Origin of the sequence: Sebaldella sp. S0638 (genome assembly GCF_024158605.1) — a bacterium.
In the GTDB taxonomy this organism is placed as follows: domain Bacteria; phylum Fusobacteriota; class Fusobacteriia; order Fusobacteriales; family Leptotrichiaceae; genus Sebaldella.
The window spans coordinates 1-21,245 of sequence record NZ_JAMZGM010000012.1 but is presented as its reverse complement, the minus strand read 5'-3'; the positions used below and the strand labels follow the sequence as shown (position 1 = coordinate 21,245).

Here is a 21,245-nt window from a genome sequence, read left to right as displayed (position 1 = left end):
ATTAAGCTCCCTTCTTTTTTGTTGCAAACAATCTGTCTACTGTAACTGCTAATATTATTAAACCACCCATTACTATCTGCTGGTAATATGGTTTTACTCCAAGAAGATTCAAACCGTTGCTTATTACTCCGATTATAAGTCCTCCCATTACTACTCCGAATATTTTCCCTTTTCCTCCGAAAAAACTTGTTCCTCCTATTATTGCCGCAGCTATTGCAAATGTTTCAAATCCTACCCCTGCCAAAGGTTCTGCCGCTCCTACCCTTGCAGTGGAAACTACTCCTGCTATTCCGGCACAAACACCAGATATTATAAACACTATAAGTGTATGCAGTTTTACATCTATTCCTGAAAACCATGCTGCCTGGCTGTTTCCTCCAAGTGCATAGATATTTCTTCCAAGTTTTGTTTTATTTGTAATAAATGATAATATCAGAGCCACTCCTATTGCTATCAAAGCCGGAACAGGAATATCAAATCCAAAGAACGGTATTTTTCCTGCTACTGTATTTGTAAATGACGGAGTAAATCCGAATATCGAGTTCGCATCAGATATAGTCAGTGCAAGTCCTCTGAATATAGACTGTGTCCCAAGTGTTATAATAAATGGATGTAATCCTGTTACGTTTACAAGTGCCCCGTTTATTGCTCCTATTGCTGCACCGGCGATGATTCCACCTATTAATATTGCCAGTATCGGGTGAAATCCTGCAAGCAGAAGCTTTGCAGTAAACATTCCCGTAAGTGCTATTACAGATCCCACAGAAAGATCAATTCCCGCTATTAATATTGCAAAAAATACTCCGCATGCTATTAGTATGTTTACAGAACTCTGTAATACTATCTGTGTTATATTATTAAATGAAAAGAATAATGCAGGCTGGCTAACCCCGAATATTACGGCAACAATAATCAATATTCCGAATGTTCCGTATTTCTGCCATAAGTTATTAAAGTCTTTTGTCATCTTTCATATCTCCTTCGTGTGTTAAAATATACATAATTTTTTCTTCAGTAGCTTCATCTGCGTTAAGAATTTCCGCTATTTCACCATTTTTGAAAACAGCTATCCTGTCACATACCGCCAGTAATTCCGGAAGTTCCGAAGATACCATCAATACTCCTTTGCCCTCGTCGGACAGCTTTCTCATTAGTGTATATATTTCACTCTTACTTCCTACATCTATTCCTTTAGTAGGTTCGTCAAATATAATAAGCGATGATTCTGCTGCCATCCATTTACCAAGTATCACTTTCTGCTGGTTTCCACCTGATAGTTCTGTAATATTCTGATTAATTGAAGAACATTTTATATTCAGCTTCACTTTTTCGTCATCGGCATATTTCTTTTCCATTTTGCCATTTACCAGTCCCCAGATTCCTCCCAGTTTTGAACTTTTTATAAAAGGAAGAATTGATATATTTTCTTTTATGTCAAAGTTATGAAAAAATCCTGTTTCACGTCTATTTTCCGTAACAAATGCTATACCGTTTTTTATAGAAACATATTCGCTTTTTGGTTTTAATTCTTTGCCGAAAAGAGAAATTTTTCCTTCTTTTAGCGGATCAGCACCGAATATAGCATTCATAAGTTCACTTCTTCCAGAACCTATAAGCCCTGCAAATCCCAGAATTTCTCCCTGCTGTAATTTGAAAGAAACATTCTTTGCTTTTCCGTCATATCTTGTTATATTTTTAGCTTCAAAAATAGTTTTTGTTTTGTCAATATCAGGATTATTAGAAGGATATTTTGATTTTATTTCCCTTCCTACCATCATAGATACAAGGTCTTTTACTTCTACATCTTTTACTTCCCTTGTTCCTACATATGTCCCGTCTTTAAGTACTGTAACTCTGTCTCCTATTTCTTTAAGCTCTTTTAGTTTATGAGATATATAAACTATTCCTTTTCCTTCTGATTTCAGCTGTCTTATTATAGCAAACAGCTGGTCTGTTTCTTCCTGTGTTAATGAAGTAGTAGGCTCATCCATAATTATAATATCTGCATCTGATACAAGTGATTTTGCTATTTCCAGCTGCTGCTTTTCGCAAATACTCAATTCTTCCACAAATATATTCAGATCTCTGTGCAGTCCTACTTTCTTTGTCAGTACTTCTGCTACTTCCTTCATTTTTTTATAATCTACAAGATTCACACCTAAGACCCTCTTTGTAGGAAGTTTTCCTACAAACAGATTTTCCTGTACTGATAATTCATTAATTACACTTAATTCCTGGTAAATAATGCTTATTCCGTTTTCATATGAATCTTTTGGTGTCAGGTGATCATAATCTTTTCCTTTTAAACTGATGCTCCCTGATGTTGGCTGATATGCTCCGCTCAAAATTTTCATAAGTGTTGATTTTCCTGCTCCATTTTCCCCCAGAAGTATGTGAACCTCACCTCTTCTTACATCGAAGGAAATATTATTCAAAGCTGTAACACCAGAAAACTTTTTTGTAATATTTTTCATTTCAACCAGTTTTTCAATATTTTCCATAGTTAAATACCTCATTCTGAAATATATTTTACCTTAATAAAGTCAATGTTTTGCGATAATGCCAAGCTCAAAACATCTGTTTTATTTTATTCAGCTTTTCAAAAAATCTCCATTCACTCTTTGAAATACTGAATTAATACATATAAGAGATAACGTTTACTCATTCTCTTAAATAAATAAAATGATTTTATTTATTTTCAGTACTCTTTCGTCTAATTAATTTTACGGGAACACTGATACTCTTCACCTCTGCCTCGTCTTTCAATATTATTCCCATTAATATTTCTGTAGCATACTCGCCTAATTTTTCTGAATCCTGATGAATAGTAGTGATAGAAGGTGATGTAATTTCGCTTATTGACATATTATCAAAACCGACTATTTTTACATCTTCAGGAATCCTGATTTTTTTCTCCCTTAATGCACTTATTGCCCCTAAAGCCATCCAGTCATTCGTGGCAAAAATACCGTCAAATTTTATCCCGCTTTTTATTTTCTCCAAAACTCCTTTTTTGGCTTCTTCATAATTAACATGATCCACATTATAGATCAAATTTTCATCAACAGATTTCCCGGCCTCCTTCAAAGCCCGCTTATACCCGTCATAACGGCTTATAATCGATGATATCTGTCTAAAGTCTTTTATTATCATTATATTTTCACATCCCGCGTCAAGCAGTTCCTTAGTAGCCAGATAGCCTCCTTCTTTGTTATCCGACTGAACATACATCTTCGAAGCTGAAATATAACGATCTATATACACTACGGGGATTCCGATATTTCCTTCTACTTCTTCCCCGGAGTTTGTTTTACCTGAAATATAAATAATACCATCCACAAATTTTTCCAGCAGATTCTTCACCTGCATCTGCTCTCTTGCCTCATCTTCATCTGTATTGCATACAAACACTGAATAATCATATTTCATTGCATTTCTTTCCACAGACTGAATTATCTTTGCAAAAAATTCATTGGTGATGTCCGGAACTATTACACCTAATGTCTGTGTTTTCTTTGTTCTCAGGCTTTTTGCATTTACATTCCTTCTGTAACCGCTTTCTTCTATTATTTTCAGAATTTTTTCCTCTGTTTCCTGAGAATATCTTCCGTTTTTATTAAGAACACGTGATACAGTAGCAATAGAGACTCCTGCTTTTCTGGCAATATCTTTAATGGACAGTTTTTCTTTTATATTCATAAAACTTCCCTTCACTTTCTGAGTAAACGTTTACCATAATACATTGATAGTATACCTTGTTTTTTATTTTTGTCAATAGCTCTTTAAAATTTTTTTTAACTGCTTTATTTATGATATTTTTGCTATTCCTATCTTTACTACATATTTATCTATAAAAAAAATAAATTTTTTTTTTAGTTTTACAATTATAAAATTTTATTTTTGTCATTCACTGTATGTTTTCACTTAATTTCTAATTTCATATTCCTTCTTCATATTATTGGTAAATCAACAAATCAAAATATACTTTTTATTATGAAATAGAAAATGAGCCTTTCAGCTCATATTTCTATTTTATTTTAATTCAATTATTATATTATTCTGCTTTTTCAGCTAAAGCGTCATATTCTTCATCAAGCTTTGCCATTTCGTCAGAGAATTTTTTAGCTTCTTCTGTATCAGTTAGCTTTACAGCATATTCAGCTTCTTTTGTAGTAAGTTCGTGTATTTTGTCACCTAATTCAGTTGATTTTGCTTCATCCTTTGCATTAACTGCAGCTGTATATTCTTTAAGCAGAGCTTTATAGTCCTCAATATATTTTTGTACTTCAGGAACTGTGTACGCAGCAGCATCTGCAGCAGGTGCGTCTCCTTCTTTAGCCGGCTCTGTTGTAGTTGTTGTTTCTGTTTTTGTTTCCGCATTATCTGTTTTAGCTTCCTCTTTCTTACCACACGAGAAAATTACCCCTAAAGCCAATAAAACTAATAATATTTTTTTCATTTATAATTACCTCCAATAATTTTGTATTAGAGTAATCATATCACAAATAAAAAATATTTTCAATATTTTTTTACTTTTATTTTTATTTATATAAATGAAATTTTAAATATATTTTTTTGCTTTTTTATCAATATTTTCCTTGGAACAAACCTTCATAAACTTTTGTTCAGATAATTGATTTTATATTATTTTGAATATAAAATTGTTACTTCTTTCGGCTTCAATGTAATTTCTATTGTTCTGTCAGAAACATAATATTTTTTATCATACATTAAATCCTTATATTCTCCGAAAAGTTTCGGTACAAGAGCTTTTATTGTATATTTGTCGTTACTGTTATTAATTATTATTACAAGTGATTCTTTACCATTGGTAAGTTCATAACTTATGTAATCCACATCAGGCCTTTTTACTTCTATGACCTTTTTTTGATATGTCTGTGCTTTTCTTTTTTCTTCTGACATATAATATGAGATAAACTCATTTACACGAGCCTGTGTTTTAGGGTCATTAGAAACTTCCAGTATTTTGAAATCAGAATTTCTTATAAGATCGCTGTATTCCTGTCTTATTCCCAGTATCTTGCGGTAGAAGCTTTCTATATCCTGATTAACTGCCACAGGATAATATATTTTCTTTTCCACTTCATTTATAACAACTTGTTCAGGCATATTTCTCAGTCTGTCCATATATTTCGAAATGTCATCACTTTCGTTGTCATACGGCGCCAGATCTTCCCAAAGCATCGGTTTTCTGTTTCTTGGATAATCAGAGCCCCACATACCTTTTTCATCACCGTAATACACCACCGGACTTGCAGGAAGCATCATCTGGATGCTAACCAGCATTTTCAGTTTTCTTACAGCTTCACCATCATATAAATCAGGTCTTATTTCCTTGTATTCACTTGAGCTGTTATTTCTGTCAAATACTCTGTTCGGATTAATTATTCCAGAATAAATTCTGTCTGTATCCAATGAATCAAGATAGATTTCTGCCCCATAAAATTTTTGTTTTGAATATTGGTTATATATTTCAGCCATTTTGGATGCGAATTCTACATTATCTATTTTATAATTAGAATTACTATTTACTATGTATTTTATCATTTCATTAACATAATTATAGTCTACTCCTGTATCATAAAGTCCCATTTGTATATCATCGCCGAAATTTCTGCTTTGGTCACCCAAAACAAGTATTTCCGGCTTAAACTCTTTCAGTTTTTTCGTGATCTCTGCAAGTGCTTTTTTATTTTCATTTTTATAAAAAACATATCTCACTCCGTCAATCCCGTCATCATCTTCATAAGTCTTAAATGTTTCATCAGGTCCTAAAATCCATTTCTTCAAAGAATTAAACACATAATTCTGAGCATCGGGATTATTTAAGTCCAGTCTCAAATCTGACTTACTTCTGTACCATTTATTATATTTCGGATTCAGGTTCGCAAAAAATTTATTTGAAGTGACATCCGGAGACAGCTCTATTATTATTCTCATGTTTCTTTTATGTACTTCTCTTGCCAGTTTTGCCAGCAATAAATCTGAATTCGTCCATTTCCATGTTTTGGGATCTGTTGTTTCATCAAGCAGATTCTTGTCCTGTTGTGCGTTATACACGAGCAGATCAAGCTCTCTTGCTCCGTTTGTATTGCTTACTGTTCCTTTGACATCCATTCCTTCATTAGTTCCTGTCTGTTCAAGATAACCAAATGTAGGATCCACATGATTCATATAAATCGCATCATATTTATGATTTGAAAATGAATAAACAGGCGGGGATATTATCAAATAGTTTATTCCCAGTTCTTTCAGATAATCAAGCTTATCTATGATACCTGCCAGATCTCCGCCGTATACTCTTGTATATTTTTTTATCTGATTCCCAGCGTTTTCTTCCCATGAATCCAGTTCTTCATAGTTCCCTGTCCACGGATGAACTGTAAACGCCTTATAGGCTGGATTTGTATTCCAGTTTGCAGTGGCAAGACTTCTACGCGGTGTTCCAGATCTTATTGTTCCTGTGGGTGCACTAAAGTTATTCGTCCCGAATTCATTAAAAATAGCATCATTATCATAATTTCCATTTCTGAAAGTATCTATATATATCAGATATCCTGTACCTGTCTTTGCCCATTCAGGCATATTTGTGAAATCATAACTTCTTTGATATGTAAAAGGAATAATTTCTGAATCATTTTCACCTTGTGTTTTACCGTAAAAATACTTCGCATGACCATCTGTCAGTGCAAAATAATATGAAAAATTTTCATTAGGTACTTCTACAGAAAATATCTCCTTACCCTTATAATTCCCGAAACTGCTCATTTCAGCCCTGTTATTGCCGTAAATGAGTTCCACTTTTTCTATGTCATTATTTCTTACATCCAGCAGGATTCTCACAGTTTCATTATTATCTACCCTGTAATTCACATTTTCTTCGTGGGAAATAGAGGCTTTATCTATATAATTATCTCTTCTTTCGCTGATCTTCGGAATTACTTCTTCTCCAGAGGACGCCCCGTAAGATACAGAAAATGCAAAAAATACAGCCGCCAGTAATAACCATTTTTTCATATTTATTTCTCCCTTATTAACTTTTGCTTATAATAAAATCCGATATTCTAATTTTCATTATATTATTTCTATTTAATTAATTATTTTGTTCTTTTTTCAATCATTTGTTTATTATGATAATACATTGAAAAACAACCAAAACATTTAATATTTTACGTTGCTATATTCTATCATTTATTTTTATTTTTGCAAATAATTATTTATTTCATGAAAATCAGAAAATCTGTCACAAAATAATACATATCCGAAATTTATTTTATTGTATTTTGATAACTGTTTTCTATATATTCACATAGAAAAACCCTAAATTTCTCCCTTATTAACCTTTATTTCCCTGGCTGCCGCCAGTGTAAGCACTGTTATTTTATTTACTTTATATTTTTTTAGTATTTCATTTTTTATTTCTCTGAGTGTAGCTCCTGTGGTCACTATATCATCAAAAAGCAATATATTCTTATTGCTTAAATTAATTTCATCATTTATAAAAAAGCTGTTTTTGATATTTTGGTTTCTTTTATTTTCCTCAAGAATCTTAAACATCTTTTTTGTATTTTTTATTCTCTCTATCTTCAAATACTGCAGCTTTAGAGCATCCAGCAATACTTCCGTCTGGTTAAATCCTCTTTCTGCCTTTCTTTCTGCGCTTATGGGTACGGGAATTATATAATCAATTTTCTCTCTTTCAAGAACGAATTTTATTCCGCTTTTGGTTAAAGCAGCTATATTCCGTGCGATATCTTTCTGTCCCCTGAATTTCAGCTTGGAAATAAGGAGTTTAAAATCTCTGTCATAATTCCAGAAATAATAAATATTGTTTATTTGCTTCAAACTTCCTCTTAGCCTGAATATTTTCAGTGTTTCCTCTGATATCTCGATTTTTTTCAGTTCTCGTTTATTCAGAAGATCTGTATCCTTAAAGAATACTTTCTTAAAATTCCACAGCAGGCTTTTCATTCTTTTCAAACACCTTAGCTGAGTACATCTCTGTAAAACCACAGTCAGAGCAGATTTTCAGATAATAAATATCCATTGAAAACTTTACTTCTCCAGTAGCTTTAGTAGGAAAAGCAATAGTTTTTAACTCATATTTTTCAGAATTGCATTTTAAACATTTATTAAATACATGTATCATTTCTTTCTCCCTCAAACAAGATTTTTCACCCAAATAATCTCTTCCCCGTTTATAGCTACCAAATCATATCGGCAGCCACCATTCCAGTCAGTTTCAGATATATAGTTCAAAGAGATGTTTATTATTTTTTTCAGTTTAGCCTGTGTCACACTCTCTTCTGCAAAACCGTAGTCACTGTTCTTTCTGTACTTTACCTCTACGAAAATCAAAGCATCTCTCTCTTTAAAAATAAGGTCTATCTCGCCGTACTCGGAATAATAATTACTTCTTACAAATTCCAGACCATTATTTATCAAAAAATTTTTTGCCAGATTTTCATACTTAAACCCTTTTTCCCTTTTATTCACTATACTCCCCCAGTATTTTTTTCAGAAAACTCTTTCTGTGTATTTCACATGCACCATGTGCCAGAAGCAGTTCACGATGAAGTTTGGTTCCGTATCCTTTATGTTTTTCGAATCTGTAATCAGGATATTTCAAAGCGAGTTCTTTCATTATATTATCTCTGTATACCTTTGCTATTATTGATGCTGCTGCAATAGACATTGACCTTCCGTCTCCTTTGATTATCTCCTGCTGTTTTCCCGAATACTCTCTTATTTTATGATTTCCGTCTACCAATACTATATCATAACCGCCTACCTGTTCCAAGGCTCTTCTCATTGCCAGAAATGTAGCATTTAGTATATTTATTTTGTCTATTTCATTTTCACTGGCTATTCCTACTCCTACTTTACATTTTTCTCTTATTATATCATAAAGTTTTTCTCTTTTTTTCTCTGTTAACTTTTTGGAATCATTTATTCCGTCGAGTTCATCAAAATAATCTTCTATTATCACAGCTGCTGCAACTACAGGTCCTGCAAGCGGCCCTCTTCCTGCTTCGTCTACACCTGCGATTACGCAGTTATATTCATTGTCAAATAGTCTTAGTTCATTCATATTTACCTCTTAAATTTACAAAAATTTCTTTTCATGTTCCAGTAAAAATTCTTTCTTGTCAAGTCCGCCTGCAAAACCTACGAGCTTCCCATTCTTTCCGATTACACGGTGACACGGCACTATTATCATTATTTTATTTTTATTATTTGCATTCCCTACAGCACGCACAGCTTTTTCATTATTTATTCCTTCAGCTATATCCTTATATGAAACTGTGATACCATATGGTATTTTTCTTAATTCATTCCATACACTTTTCTGAAATTCTGTTCCTTCAAAATACAGAGGAAGATCAAATGTTTTTCTTTTTCCGGAAAAATACTCATTCATTTGTTTCAAAGCTTCATCCAAAACTTTTGATCCTTTGTCATTTTCTTTGGATGTATCTGAAAAACTCACTGAAAGCACATGTTCTTCACTACAGACTATTTTTATCATTCCTGCGGAAACCTCAATGTATCCTGTATATTTATTCATAAATACCTCCTGAATATAATTATTCCTCTGGAAACTCCGCCTTCAAACCTGTTTTTTTCAATGCTTCCTTAAAATCTTCCGGAAGTTCTGATACTATTTTCATTGCTTTTTGTGTTACAGGATGTAAGAATTCCAGTTTACAAGCATGCAGCATCTGTCTTTTGGCCATTCCGTTATCTCTTCCATACATTTTATCACCAAGAACAGGATAGCCCAGATATTTCATATGTACTCTTATCTGATGTGTTCTTCCTGTTTTTATATTTACTTTTACCAATGAAAATTTTTCATTTTTATCTAAAACCTGAAAATGTGTTACTGCTGTTTTTCCGTTTGTTTTTACCACAGCCATTTTCTTCCTGTCCTTTGGATCTCTGCCGATTAATGTTTCTAAATCACCGCTGTCTTTATTTATTTTTCCTTTTAATATAGCCACATAAGTCTTTCTTATGCCGTTATTACCAAACATTTCCGAAAGCTTCAAATGTGCGGCATCATTTTTGGCAATAATCAAAAGACCGCTTGTGTCTTTATCCAGTCTGTGTACTATTCCGGGTCTTATCTCACCGTTTATTCCGGATAAATCCTTTATATGATACATAACTGCATTAACAAGAGTTCCCGATTCATGTCCGTGTGACGGATGAACCACTATCCCTGCCTCTTTGTCAATAACTGCCATATCGCTGTCCTCATATAAGATTTTGATATCTATATTTTCAGGGACTAAGTCTATCTCTTTTTCGTCAGGGACAACTATCTCTATCAGGTCGCTCTTCTCTACTTTATATGAAGATTTTGATTTCTTATTATTTACACTTATATTTCCGTCTTTTATCAGCTGCTGAATTCTCGTACGTGTAAGCTCTGTTCTTTCTGCTATATATGAATCAAGCCTTTTTCCTTCTTCTGATATTTCAAATATTATTTTTTCCATATTTTCAGTTTACTCCTGGTATTCTTTGTATTTGTTTAACGGATTATTTCTGGCTTTCCCATCCTTTTATAGTTTCCTTCTCAAAAAGAAACTGTTTTACTTCATCTTTCATATCCACATACTGGTTCTTTTCTGTCATTGTCTTATATATTGCGTCTTTAGTCTGCTTTACTTTTGGTGTGGTATATTCTATCATTATGCCGGAATAATTACTTTTTCCGTATATTTTCTTTACTGTTTCATTTTTCAAAAGTTTTTCTGTTATCTCTTTTGCCTTTTTATCCATAACTGCCTGACTTTTGCCATAATCATCAGATACCACATAAAAACCTATTATTGTGGTAAGATCAGCTAGTACATTAAAATTAATATCTGTTATCAGCACTTTTTCTCCTGAAACTTCAAGAAAAACAGGCAGTTTCAAAACATTTATCAGAGTGTCTGCATCTTCCTGCATTCCTGTGGCGCTTTGGTACATCTCCATACCCATTACATCATAATTATAGTATACCTGACCTATTCCACCCTGCCGCTCTACATCCAGAAGCTGTTCCAGATATTCTACTTTTACATATTTTGTAGTTCTCAGTATTTTATAAACCACGAGTTCATTCTTTATTCCGTCACTTATAGTTATTATTTTCTGTTTATTCTCAAGCTGTTTTTTCAATGCTCCTGCTACATAGCTTCCCTGAATGAGTCTTCTGTTTGTTTCACTGATTTTTGCATTAGGAAACCTGTAAATCTCATCAACTAAGAATATCTGTACATCATCGCTTTCTTCAGCAAATTTTATTATTCTTTCATATTTTGGAAGATTTTTTTCAGAAGCCGGATCTTTTTCCACTTCCTTAATTAACTCAAGAATTATATCTCCGGTATCTTTCGCTGCCGGTATTCCCGTATCTGCGAAAACAAAACCTGATACTGCGAATATTATTAAAAATAAAATTTTCCTCATTATTTATCCTTTCAAATTCATGTAATTTACGGCATTGATTTTTAACTCAAATCATCCAGTTTCTGAAATTCATCCATAAGTCTGCCGTAATTTTTTACATGGTGGTTTTTTATTAAAACTGCCAGTTCCTTATCTGTTTTTTCCAGTTTTTCTGCACCTTTGTCAGGATGCTTTTTAAGACTCGTTTTTATATTAATTTTATGGAGAACTCTTATTGTCACATTTGTATTGCCCTTGCCGCAATCATGTAAAAGTGCCAGTTTTTTATATAAAATCTCGTTTTTAAGTATACCATTTTCTCTGACTTTTTTATATACTTCCAAAGAGTGTTTCCTGTCATATTTGGCCATTTTCATAAATATCTTTTTTTCATTATCATCAAGAAGACTCAGTGCTTCTGTGCACAGCTCCCCCGGAATAACAGGAAAAAAATATTCTATGGCTTTTCTTATGATATACATACTCTCTCCTATAGTTCTTTTATGATTATTTTACCATATTTTTCTCTGAGTTTTTTTATATTTTTACCTTTATTGCCTATGACCTCACCCTTTTTGGATTTTTTCACATAGAAAAATATAAATTCTTTGTTTCTTTCAATTTTTTCTACATTTATTTCATTAATCACATTATCTTTATGAATTATCATATCTTCAAGTTCCTGTGAAAATATCATTTTTTCCAATGTCAGATACTTGCCTTCAAGGGGCTGTTTTTTATTATTAAGTATATATCCGCTCATGATTCTCACCTGCTGCGGCATAAACGAGCTTCCCAAAAAGTGAAGTTCCTCATTTTCATAATATACTGTGAGTTCTCTTACTTTTTCTTTTAGTTCTTTACCTTTTTTTGTGGTAAAGCCGCTGACATCATGTTTCCCGCTAAGTTCTGTACATCTTTTGTTAATCTCTGAAATATTATTTTTTATTTTATCTGCTGGATATCTGTATATGTAATGCCTTTTTTCTATAAGCTTCGGCAGCTCCAGATAGGGAAGAGTTTTTTTTATATCAAAAATTTCGATAGTATCTGAATTATTTTCAAATTTTGATAAATTCAATTCCTGTTTTGTATTAATATAAAGTATATTTTCTTTTGCGCTTACGTCTTTATCTGTTCTCCCGGCCTGCTGTACTCCTTTGTAATAAGAAATATTATTTTCTGAGAGGAGTTTCTTAAACTCTCCTTTTACACTTCTCATATCCTTATTTTCATCAAAAGAATCGAATTTTGTCCCGTCATATTTTATAAAAAATAAATAGCCGAAATATCCTGTTTTTTCTAAATCTCTGATTTCCATATTTACTCCTGTGTTTCCAGTATTCCCAATATCTCCTCAGGCTTTTTTACAATAAGATCAGGAATCAGGTCAAGTGTCTCGCTGTTCCCAAATCCCCATTCGCAAAATACGCCGTATACTCCTGCATTTTCAGCTGTTTCCACATCTACTCTCATATCACCTATATAAAGGGCTTCACTTTTTTCTATATCGTGTTCGCGAAGAATTTCTTCAATTCCATTCGGTTGCGGCTTTCTTGGTTTACCATCCACAGCTCCGGTTATATTCGTAAAATTCCATTTCTTCAAAGTTTTCTCCACAGTTTCATCTGCGAATCTCTGGTCTTTATTGGTATTTATAGCTAAAAGTATTCCTTTTTCAGTTAGTCTGTCAAGTAATTCCGGGATTCCGTCGTATAAACGAAGATTATAATCCCAGTATTTTTCATAATATTTTCTGATTGTTGCTACCAGTTTTTCCTTCAATTCGGGGCTGCTTCCCTCTGGCAGAGCTTTATCAGCAATACCTGCCACACCGTGTCCTATGAGTGTTCTGCTCATTTCCAAAGAATATGTATCCATTCCCATTTCTTCAAAAGCCAGATTAGCAAGCTTTGATATTGCTTCAAGGGAATCCACCAGTGTTCCGTCTAAATCGAATATCGCCATTTTAAAACTCATTTTTTCTCTCCTTAAACCACTTTTTTATTTCATGTATTTATTATATCATACATTGAAAGTTTTATTAAAAAAATATTCCTTAATTTTATACTCCCGCAAATAAAAATGTTGCCTAAAAGAAAAGAGAGTATCTCTGATTTTTCAGATCACTCTCTTACTTTTCTTATTTTTGGAATAATAATTCTCCTATTTCAAGCATTTCTTTTTTACTTTTTACCCTTACCATAATTTCTTCTGATTTTTCTTTTTTTGTACCGTAATTAGTATACATTACCACTCTCAATGTTATCGGTCCCGCAAGATTTTGTCTGCTGTCTCCGAAATACTTGACTTTTACTATATATGTTCCGTCTGCTGCCTTCTTTAAAGCAAATTCCTCCGGTCCAAATCCCTGTGTTATATCTCCTGAAAGTCTGCTCCCTATTCTTGTCAGTCTTCTCCCGTAATATCCTATTTCTCCAAAAGGATCAATGAAATGTAGGTCTACATCAGAATTATCAGCAGTCCATTCCAGCGTTACCCTTATATCTAAAGGCATAGGATAAATAAGTCTTCTGTCAATATCTGAAACATTCAGTTTCGGATGCATTACTATCAGTCTGTTCATCTCTTTTAATACTACATCTTTTACCTGTGTGAATCTTCCATCCCAGTTTCTGCTCAAAACTATATAGTATGTATTAAGGGCTTCCTGATAATCGCCGTTTCTCTCATAAGCCATAGCCAGATCCCTGTATGACTGCGGGTCTTCTCCTTTTATCTTTACCAGTTCCTTAAATACTTCCACTGTTTCAGCAGGTTTATTCAGCTCAAGCAGTTTATAGCCATATGCTTTCAATAATTCCGGACTTTCCAGTTTCATTTCTGAAACATTCGACAATACCTGCAATGCTTCATCCGGCATTTCGTTTTTCAGCAGATAATCTGCTACATCTATATAAAAAGACGGCTGATCTGAATATTCTTTTTTTAATTCAAAATATTTTTCCATCATCTCATTTTTAGGTGTATTTTCCAGTTCTTTCAGATACACTTCATCCGGTGACCATGCTTTTACTTTTATTGTACTGTTCGCTTTGGTTTTGTAGTTTATTCCGGCATTTTTTCCATCAATGGTTATGTTACCAAGTGACTCTATTCCAAATGAAACACCCTCGCTTGATATTCCCACATTGAGCGTCCCTCTATTTTCTCTCTCAGTATATGAACTACTTCCTATACCTGAAGTAATTAGCTCCGAATTTCTTACACTCTTACTAACTTTTTCTTCATCTGGTTTAATCTGAAAATCCTTCTTATACCACTTCTTTATCTCTCCGAGTATTTTCACACTTTCACCCAAAGCTGATTTTTTCTCATCTGCTTTTTCTTTCTTCCCCTTTTCGCTTAATCTAAAATATTCTTCCTGTAATTCCACAGGCGGAACAATTTCATATCTTACATAGTCATTTATCCTGTCCAAAACTATCAGAGTAGTATCGTTAGTTACAATCCCGTATTCTTTTGCTGTTTTTACTATCTCACTTCTGTTATTTTCATAATCCTTATTCAGTTCACCAATTTTCTTGCCAGCCCACAGTCTGCTGATCCCGGCACTTTCCTCAATACTGTTTATAAAAACTTTTCTTGTTTCGGTAATTACATCCCCGTATCCAAAATTTACCGTAATTTCTGCTTTTTCTTTTTTTATTTTTCCCGCAAAAGAAAAATCTTCAGAATTCCCTTCCCATACAGGAGGATAAACTTCTGCTATGTCATTTTTATTATAATTATATGATATTAATCTGTAATTTTCACTTTTCATATTTTCGACAGCTTTTTCTGCATTCCCGGTATTTAAGTCGATATATTTCCCGCTTGTTTGAAGTGCTGCCGCTCTAAGATAATTTTCATCTGCCGCTTTACTTGAATTCACAGTTACCACAGGTTTCTTCCCAGGCTTTTCCATAACTCAGCAATCCGTCAGTTACAAAAATTATCTCATCACTCTTATACTTTTTGAAATCCAGATTTTGAAATCTTGTCTCTCCGTCATAATGAAGCCCTTCCAGCTTGTTCTTTAATTTGCCCCACTCACCCAGACTTACTTTATATGATTCCGGTTTTGATACTCTGTTCCCAAATGTTACTAAAGTTACATCCACATTATCCAAATACTTAAAATACAGATCAAGAAACTTCATTTCTTCACTGATATTTCTGTTATTTCCTAAATTTGAAGTATCCCATACCAGTGTGATTTTCTTACTCTTCTTTCTCTCTTTCTGACCCGGATTTACTGAAAAAGAACTCAGAAAATATGTTTCCTTCCCCTTTGTTTCTGTATACACTTTTTCTTTCTTATCTGATTTTATGTTGAATTTTATACTTTGATTCGGTACAAAATCTTTTTTATTTATTTCTGTATAATATCCTGTTTTTGAATTGTCAAAATCCATACCGGAAATTTTTGATATAAATTCAGGTTTTATTTCCTGTCCCGGTACTTTTATTTCCAGTGAAAAATCCCTCACCTGATTATTATAATTCAAAGGCAGATAATAAGCCACACGGTCATTCTCCCCTGAGAGAATTTCCTCATATGTTATTTTTATTTTTCTGTATCCGTTGGCAGGTATAGGATAAATTCTTGTTTTATAATTATTTCCTTTTGTTTTTTCCAAAATTCCGGGATCAATATTTTGTCTCTCTATTGCTTCAAAAGTTTGTCTTGCCTTTTCTTTTTCCACTACAACTCCGTCCCGCATCTTTCCGTTTATATCAAGAGCATAGCCGACTACTGTCTGACCGTTTAAAAGCGGGAATTCAAACTCTCCTTCTAATATTCTGTTATTTGGATTATAAAAAGTAAGCTCATAAGTTGTTGTAGAAATATTGTCTTTGATTTCGGCACTTATTTTCATACTGTCCAAAACTACTTGTTTCTCGCCGTTTGCCTTCAAAACTGCTGCCCTTACCTCAGGTGCCTGTTCTCTTATTCTTTCTGAGGTTTCATTGGCTGATATTATTCCAAATATCAGAATACACATAAAAAATATTTTCCTCATTATTTCTCCTTTTAAAATTTTTGTTATTTTTAAAACATTTACTTATATATCATATTTTTATTCTAAAGTCGTAACTTTTTGAATAAATCCATAAAATAACCCATATAAAAACCCATTTGTTATCTATAAAATTTATAACATCCAGAATCACTCATTCTATTAATTAAATAATATATTATACTTTTTATCATATATTATTTTCCCCTGTATTTTCTATTATTTTCTCCAATATTTTAAATATAAAAATCATTTCTTCAGTGAAGTTTATTTTACTTATATTTTATTTCTAAATGTAATTATACTATATACTGCTGCATTAAACAATATCACATCCCTAAAATAAGCATTTACTTAACTGAAAAAACTATCTTCATATGAAATAACCCTTCTGTTAAATAAGAGTATATAAAAAATTTCAAATGAAACTCTTTAGATTTAAAATTAAATTTTACTAATAAAAAAGACTTGCTTTTCATTCTAATTATTGTATAATAAACTGAGTCTCATGAATAAAGTAAAAACTGTATTATTTTAATACACATTTGCCAGTACAATTTTTCAGGAGGTATTTATGGTTTATGAAAACCTGCTTGATCTAGTTGGTAACACGCCAATTATCAAGTTAAACAATATTTTTAATGATGAAAATATTGCTGATATTTATGTTAAACTTGAAAGTTTTAATTTAGGAAACAGTGTAAAAGACAGAGCCGCACTTGGGATGATCGAAGCTGCTGAAAAGGCCGGCAGACTCAGACCGGGCGGAACTATTGTAGAACCCACAAGTGGTAATACGGGTATTTCTCTAGCACTTATCTCGTCACTAAAGGGATATAAGATTATTATTATTATGCCTGATACCATGAGTGTGGAACGCAGAAGCATAATCGCCGCATATGGTGCCGAAATTATTCTTACAGACGGAAACAAAGGAATGAAAGGCGCTATTGAAAAGGCCGAAGAGCTTCTAAGGGATAACCCTGATTATTTTATGCCGCAGCAATTTGAAAACCCGGCAAATCCTGAAAAGCATTACGAGACTACAGGAGAAGAAATTATCAGAGATTTGCCCGATTTGGATGCCTTTGTGGCAGGTGTGGGAACCGGCGGAACAATTACCGGAACAGGAAAAAAACTTAAGGAGTTTAACCCTGATATAAAGGTTATTGCTGTAGAGCCTGTTGACTCTGCTGTTCTTTCGGGAGAAAGACCGGGAAAGCATAAACTTCAGGGAATCGGTGCCGGTTTTATTCCGAAAATTCTGGACTTATCAGTTATTGATGAAATTATCAGAATTTCAAATGATAAAGCCTTTGAATTCTGCCGTGTTATTTCCAGACAAAATGCATTGTTTTTGGGAATTTCTTCCGGAGCAGCCATTGCCGCTGCATATGAAACAGCCAAAAGGCTCGGCAAAGGAAAAAAAGTACTTGCTCTCTCTCCTGATAACGGAGAAAAATATCTTTCAACGGATGTTTATAAATAATCCGTTCTGATGAAAAAAACAGCAATGATAAAAATCCACTGCTGTTTTTTTTATTTTATAAATTCACTTTATCTTACTGCTAAAAAACGAACAAACCACCAAATAAAATATAACAATATTCTCTGTATTATTTTTTCTTCAGTACCAGATTCACTATCTCAGGCCTTGCCATGAATCTCATAGGAAAAACAACCCCTCCAAGACCTGAAGTGATATATATTTTGCTGTTTTTTGTTTCTTTCATTCCGTATCTATACTTACTTCCATATCTTGAAGGAACAAAAGGTGCAAAACCAAATAAATTCAGCTGTCCTCCGTGTGTATGCCCGGACAGGATTATATCCGTTTTCTCCTTTGCCTCTTCCGGCATTATTTCAAAATAGTCAGGATTATGGCAGAGTAAAATCGTGAACATATCGCCGGAGCCGCCCAATGCCTTTTCTATATCGGGAGTTCCTCTCAGATAATCATCTATCCCAGCTATGACAATGCTTCCATTCTCTGTTTTTATTTCCGCACTGTTGTTTTTCAATATATTTATTCCCTGTTCTTTTAGTCTGGAAGTTATTTTTTTGTAATCATAATAATCGTGATTACCATAAACCGTATAAATACCCTTACCGGCTTTCAAAAATCCCAGCTCTTCAAATACTGTCTCTGTCCCGCGTGCTTTATTAATATAATCACCGCCGAACAAAATTATATCCGGTTTTTCCTTATTAATGAAATTTACTATTTTTCTTATTTTCTTTCTGTTTTTTGTATAAAAATAATCCATCTGAATATCAGCAAAAAATATAATTTTCATATTCTCAAAACCTAAAGGAATCTTATCAGATTCTATTACCAAATCCTTTGTATGAATGGTGCTGTTTTCATATACACCATAAATAACAAAAGAAACACATAACAATATATATGCTGTAAACCAGTAAATATTTTTCATACTTACCGTAAGAATTACTGTAAAAACACAGAATCCCAAAATCAGATAAATTAACTCTCTTATTTTCAGTCTTTTTCTGCTGTTGGTATTTTTCATATTTTTCTCTTTTCTGCTACAGATATCTGAAAGGTATTTTCAGCCTTTGCGATACTCTTGAAATATTCGCCGCTTCCTCTGCATTTTCTTTATTTTTATTTATGTATATTACTTCTTTTACATTGATATTATTTCTGTGAAGTACATCTATTGTGAGATAAACATGATTCAGTATTCCTTCACGGTTTTCAGCTACTACCACTACCTCTGACTCTTTTCTGTATTCTATCATAAGATTCAGAAGGTTATATTCCTCTTTCAAAGGATAAAGAATTCCGCCTATTACCCTTATGACAATTACATCATGACTCTGTGTAGCATCTTTTATATCTTTTCTAAGCTGTGCAAGGTCAAGTACATCTTCCACATTATTGATTTTTATTATCTTTGTTGATTCTCTGTCATTATTTTCAAAAATATATTCGTTTTCTGCATGCTCTTTTCCTACATTTACATCTGTTCCCACTACAAAGTATATTTTTGCTTCCTTTTTGTCTCTGTATTTCACTATATGGTGTCTTCTGCATCTGGCCTCATAACTTTCCGTTGTTCCTACGAAAAGCACAGGATCATCATAATAAGCCGGTTCGCCGTTAATAATTCTTTGTGTTACATAAGCAGGATTCCCGCATACTGTGCATATTGCATGAAATTTATCCACGTAATCCGCTGTTGCCATTAATCTCGGCATAGGCTCATAAGGCTCACCTCGAAAATTCATGTCAAGACCTGCGACAACCACTCTTTTCCCGAGTTTCACACATTTTTCACAAAATCCTACTACATCTTCTCCGAAAAACTGTGCTTCATCTATTCCTATTACCTGAATATCAGGATTATTTTCCAGATATTCCTCCATTACACTTACATTTTCTGCGAGTATTGCTTCTATTCTGTTCTGGCTGTGTGAAACTATATTTACATCGTCACCTTCATATCTCTTATCTATAGCAGGTTTAAACACAGCTGTCTTTTGTTTTGCATACTTTGCCCTTCTCAGTCTTCTTATTAATTCTTCACTTTTACCTGAAAACATACTGCCGGTAACTACTTCCAAAATACCACTGTTATTACTTAAATATAAATTCACGTTTTCCCTCCAATTTTTTTTATTTACATATTAAAGTCTAAATTATTTTTAGCTTTTTTTCAACACCAATTTAGCTGAAAATTCCCAACATAGCAGAAATTGATTGTTTTACAAATATATATATTATATATTCTCATCTACGGCTTTTTCGTGAATCCGATAATAATACAATAAAAACATCTGTTCACTAAAAAAGACCGGAAGAATCCTGTCAATAATTATTCTATAACTCATTATTATTAACAAACCTCTCCGGCCTTATTATTTTTTTATTTTAAATTCTTCATATACTTTACCCAAAATTTACTTTTTTATTTCATTTATTATATCTGCATAATTAACTAACTCCGCTTTATTTCTTTCTACCAGTTCTTTCATTCTGTCTCCTGTGAGAAAGTCCAGTTCCTCTGCTCTCATCATATTATATGAAGAATTTCTCATAACATAAGTATCCGCATATCCCGGATGAGTCATGATCTCCACATATTTATTTTTTATTATCTCATCAAAGTTTTCTGCCACATATTCAAGCCCCGGAATTCCTCCAAAATCTCTGTGATTAATGAATCTTACTTTCTCGTAATATCCTGTCTCATGGTTTCTCAAAGGAATTCTATACTCATCAGCAAGAATCAGCGCGATTTTCTTCACTTTTTCCAGCTTGTCGCTGCTGAACAGGTGGGAATCCAGATGAGTAGGTTTCTGCTTTGTAAGCTCCATAAATCTCAGAAACTGCTCTTTCAGCTCATCATAAAGTTCATCTTCATTATAGTCTATCCCCAGTTCCAATACTTTATCAGGTTTTATAAAAAAGCCGTTTTCATCTGTGAGTGTTTTTCTCTTGAAATTCCCCGGTTTCCCCAAAGCTGTATTCAGGTGAAGACCCACACCCATTTTAGGAATTTCTTTCATCATTGCAGCGGCATGTTCTGCGCCGGGCATTCCTGTCATCAGGGTTGTGGAAGTCAGCACTCCGTTTTTATGTGCTTCAAAAATACCATAGTTTATCCCCTTAGAATATCCGAAATCATCAGCATTTATAATTATTTTCATTGCTTTACCTCCTTGTATAATATGTTTGTAGTTAAAAAAGCTAAATTAACTACTTAAAATCTTTGTTACTTTATGTAATAA

21 protein-coding genes are annotated in these 21,245 nt (G+C 33.1%); 1 reads left to right on the top strand and 20 read right to left on the bottom strand.

The features are described 5' to 3' along the window. Position 1: 1 nt before the first annotated feature. From alsC to NK213_RS05290, 17 genes are all read right to left on the bottom strand, one after another. Positions 2 to 967: a D-allose ABC transporter permease gene (gene alsC, locus NK213_RS05370; RefSeq protein ID WP_253347509.1), complete on the bottom strand. Its 966-nt coding sequence runs from the start codon at positions 965 to 967 to the stop codon at positions 2 to 4. After that, positions 951 to 2,501, bottom strand: coding sequence for a D-allose ABC transporter ATP-binding protein AlsA (gene alsA / locus NK213_RS05365; RefSeq protein WP_253347507.1), 1,551 nt, complete (start codon positions 2,499 to 2,501; stop codon positions 951 to 953). Before alsA ends, alsC begins: the two co-directional genes overlap by 17 nt. Before the next feature lie 187 nt (positions 2,502 to 2,688). Then, positions 2,689 to 3,699 carry a LacI family DNA-binding transcriptional regulator gene (locus tag NK213_RS05360; protein ID WP_253347505.1) on the bottom strand — a complete coding sequence of 337 codons (1,011 nt, stop codon included), beginning with the start codon at positions 3,697 to 3,699 and terminating at the stop codon, positions 2,689 to 2,691. A gap of 355 nt (positions 3,700 to 4,054) precedes the next feature. Beyond that, on the bottom strand, positions 4,055 to 4,459 hold the full coding sequence (locus NK213_RS05355; RefSeq protein ID WP_253347503.1) for a hypothetical protein: 405 nt from the start codon (positions 4,457 to 4,459) through the stop codon (positions 4,055 to 4,057). Positions 4,460 to 4,644: 185 nt separating this feature from the next. Beyond that, positions 4,645 to 7,038: an alpha amylase N-terminal ig-like domain-containing protein gene (locus NK213_RS05350; protein ID WP_253347502.1), complete on the bottom strand. Its 2,394-nt coding sequence runs from the start codon at positions 7,036 to 7,038 to the stop codon at positions 4,645 to 4,647. Between the two features lie 303 nt (positions 7,039 to 7,341). Further along, positions 7,342 to 7,992, bottom strand: coding sequence for a ComF family protein (locus NK213_RS05345; protein ID WP_253347500.1), 651 nt, complete (start codon positions 7,990 to 7,992; stop codon positions 7,342 to 7,344). Further along, positions 7,967 to 8,170 (bottom strand): zinc ribbon domain-containing protein, encoded by a 204-nt coding sequence (locus NK213_RS05340; RefSeq protein ID WP_012862476.1) that lies wholly within the window; start codon positions 8,168 to 8,170, stop codon positions 7,967 to 7,969. The genes NK213_RS05345 and NK213_RS05340 overlap by 26 nt, the downstream gene beginning before the upstream one ends. Positions 8,171 to 8,181: 11 nt before the next feature. Then, the gene (locus NK213_RS05335; protein WP_253347498.1) at positions 8,182 to 8,517 is read right to left on the bottom strand and encodes a YraN family protein; all 336 of its coding nucleotides are present in this window, start codon (positions 8,515 to 8,517) and stop codon (positions 8,182 to 8,184) included. After that, positions 8,510 to 9,112 (bottom strand): ribonuclease HII, encoded by a 603-nt coding sequence (locus NK213_RS05330; RefSeq protein ID WP_253347495.1) that lies wholly within the window; start codon positions 9,110 to 9,112, stop codon positions 8,510 to 8,512. The genes NK213_RS05335 and NK213_RS05330 overlap by 8 nt, the downstream gene beginning before the upstream one ends. 15 nt (positions 9,113 to 9,127) lie before the next feature. Continuing rightward, positions 9,128 to 9,589: a methylated-DNA--[protein]-cysteine S-methyltransferase gene (locus NK213_RS05325; protein ID WP_253347493.1), complete on the bottom strand. Its 462-nt coding sequence runs from the start codon at positions 9,587 to 9,589 to the stop codon at positions 9,128 to 9,130. A 19-nt stretch (positions 9,590 to 9,608) separates the two neighbouring features. Beyond that, on the bottom strand, positions 9,609 to 10,526 hold the full coding sequence (locus NK213_RS05320) for an RluA family pseudouridine synthase (RefSeq protein WP_253347491.1): 918 nt from the start codon (positions 10,524 to 10,526) through the stop codon (positions 9,609 to 9,611). Between the two features lie 43 nt (positions 10,527 to 10,569). Then, a complete protein-coding gene (locus NK213_RS05315) occupies positions 10,570 to 11,487 on the bottom strand; it encodes a hypothetical protein (RefSeq protein WP_253347489.1) in 918 nt (305 codons plus the stop codon). A gap of 41 nt (positions 11,488 to 11,528) precedes the next feature. Continuing rightward, positions 11,529 to 11,948 (bottom strand): HD domain-containing protein, encoded by a 420-nt coding sequence (locus tag NK213_RS05310; protein ID WP_253347487.1) that lies wholly within the window; start codon positions 11,946 to 11,948, stop codon positions 11,529 to 11,531. An 8-nt stretch (positions 11,949 to 11,956) separates the two neighbouring features. Next, positions 11,957 to 12,787, bottom strand: coding sequence for a KH domain-containing protein (locus tag NK213_RS05305; protein WP_253347485.1), 831 nt, complete (start codon positions 12,785 to 12,787; stop codon positions 11,957 to 11,959). 2 nt (positions 12,788 to 12,789) lie between these two features. Next, positions 12,790 to 13,446, bottom strand: a complete 657-nt coding sequence (locus tag NK213_RS05300; protein ID WP_253347476.1) for an HAD family hydrolase — start codon at positions 13,444 to 13,446, stop codon at positions 12,790 to 12,792. A 163-nt stretch (positions 13,447 to 13,609) separates the two neighbouring features. Beyond that, positions 13,610 to 15,394 carry a DUF2135 domain-containing protein gene (locus NK213_RS05295; RefSeq protein WP_253347474.1) on the bottom strand — a complete coding sequence of 595 codons (1,785 nt, stop codon included), beginning with the start codon at positions 15,392 to 15,394 and terminating at the stop codon, positions 13,610 to 13,612. Further along, positions 15,348 to 16,493 (bottom strand): VIT domain-containing protein, encoded by a 1,146-nt coding sequence (locus tag NK213_RS05290; protein ID WP_253347472.1) that lies wholly within the window; start codon positions 16,491 to 16,493, stop codon positions 15,348 to 15,350. The genes NK213_RS05295 and NK213_RS05290 overlap by 47 nt, the downstream gene beginning before the upstream one ends. 571 nt (positions 16,494 to 17,064) lie before the next feature. On the opposite strand from NK213_RS05290, the gene cysK reads away from it, so the two are divergent. Beyond that, the gene (cysK, locus tag NK213_RS05285; protein WP_253347470.1) at positions 17,065 to 17,979 is read left to right on the top strand and encodes a cysteine synthase A; all 915 of its coding nucleotides are present in this window, start codon (positions 17,065 to 17,067) and stop codon (positions 17,977 to 17,979) included. A gap of 127 nt (positions 17,980 to 18,106) precedes the next feature. On the opposite strand, the gene NK213_RS05280 is transcribed toward cysK, so the two are convergent. The 3 genes from NK213_RS05280 to NK213_RS05270 form a co-directional block, all read right to left on the bottom strand. Further along, positions 18,107 to 19,021, bottom strand: a complete 915-nt coding sequence (locus NK213_RS05280; protein WP_253347468.1) for a metallophosphoesterase — start codon at positions 19,019 to 19,021, stop codon at positions 18,107 to 18,109. Between the two features lie 16 nt (positions 19,022 to 19,037). After that, positions 19,038 to 20,111 carry a thymidine kinase gene (locus NK213_RS05275; RefSeq protein ID WP_253347461.1) on the bottom strand — a complete coding sequence of 358 codons (1,074 nt, stop codon included), beginning with the start codon at positions 20,109 to 20,111 and terminating at the stop codon, positions 19,038 to 19,040. 303 nt (positions 20,112 to 20,414) lie between these two features. Continuing rightward, complete coding sequence (locus NK213_RS05270) at positions 20,415 to 21,164, bottom strand: carbohydrate deacetylase (RefSeq protein ID WP_253347459.1); 750 nt, start codon at positions 21,162 to 21,164, stop codon at positions 20,415 to 20,417. Positions 21,165 to 21,245: the final 81 nt, after the last annotated feature.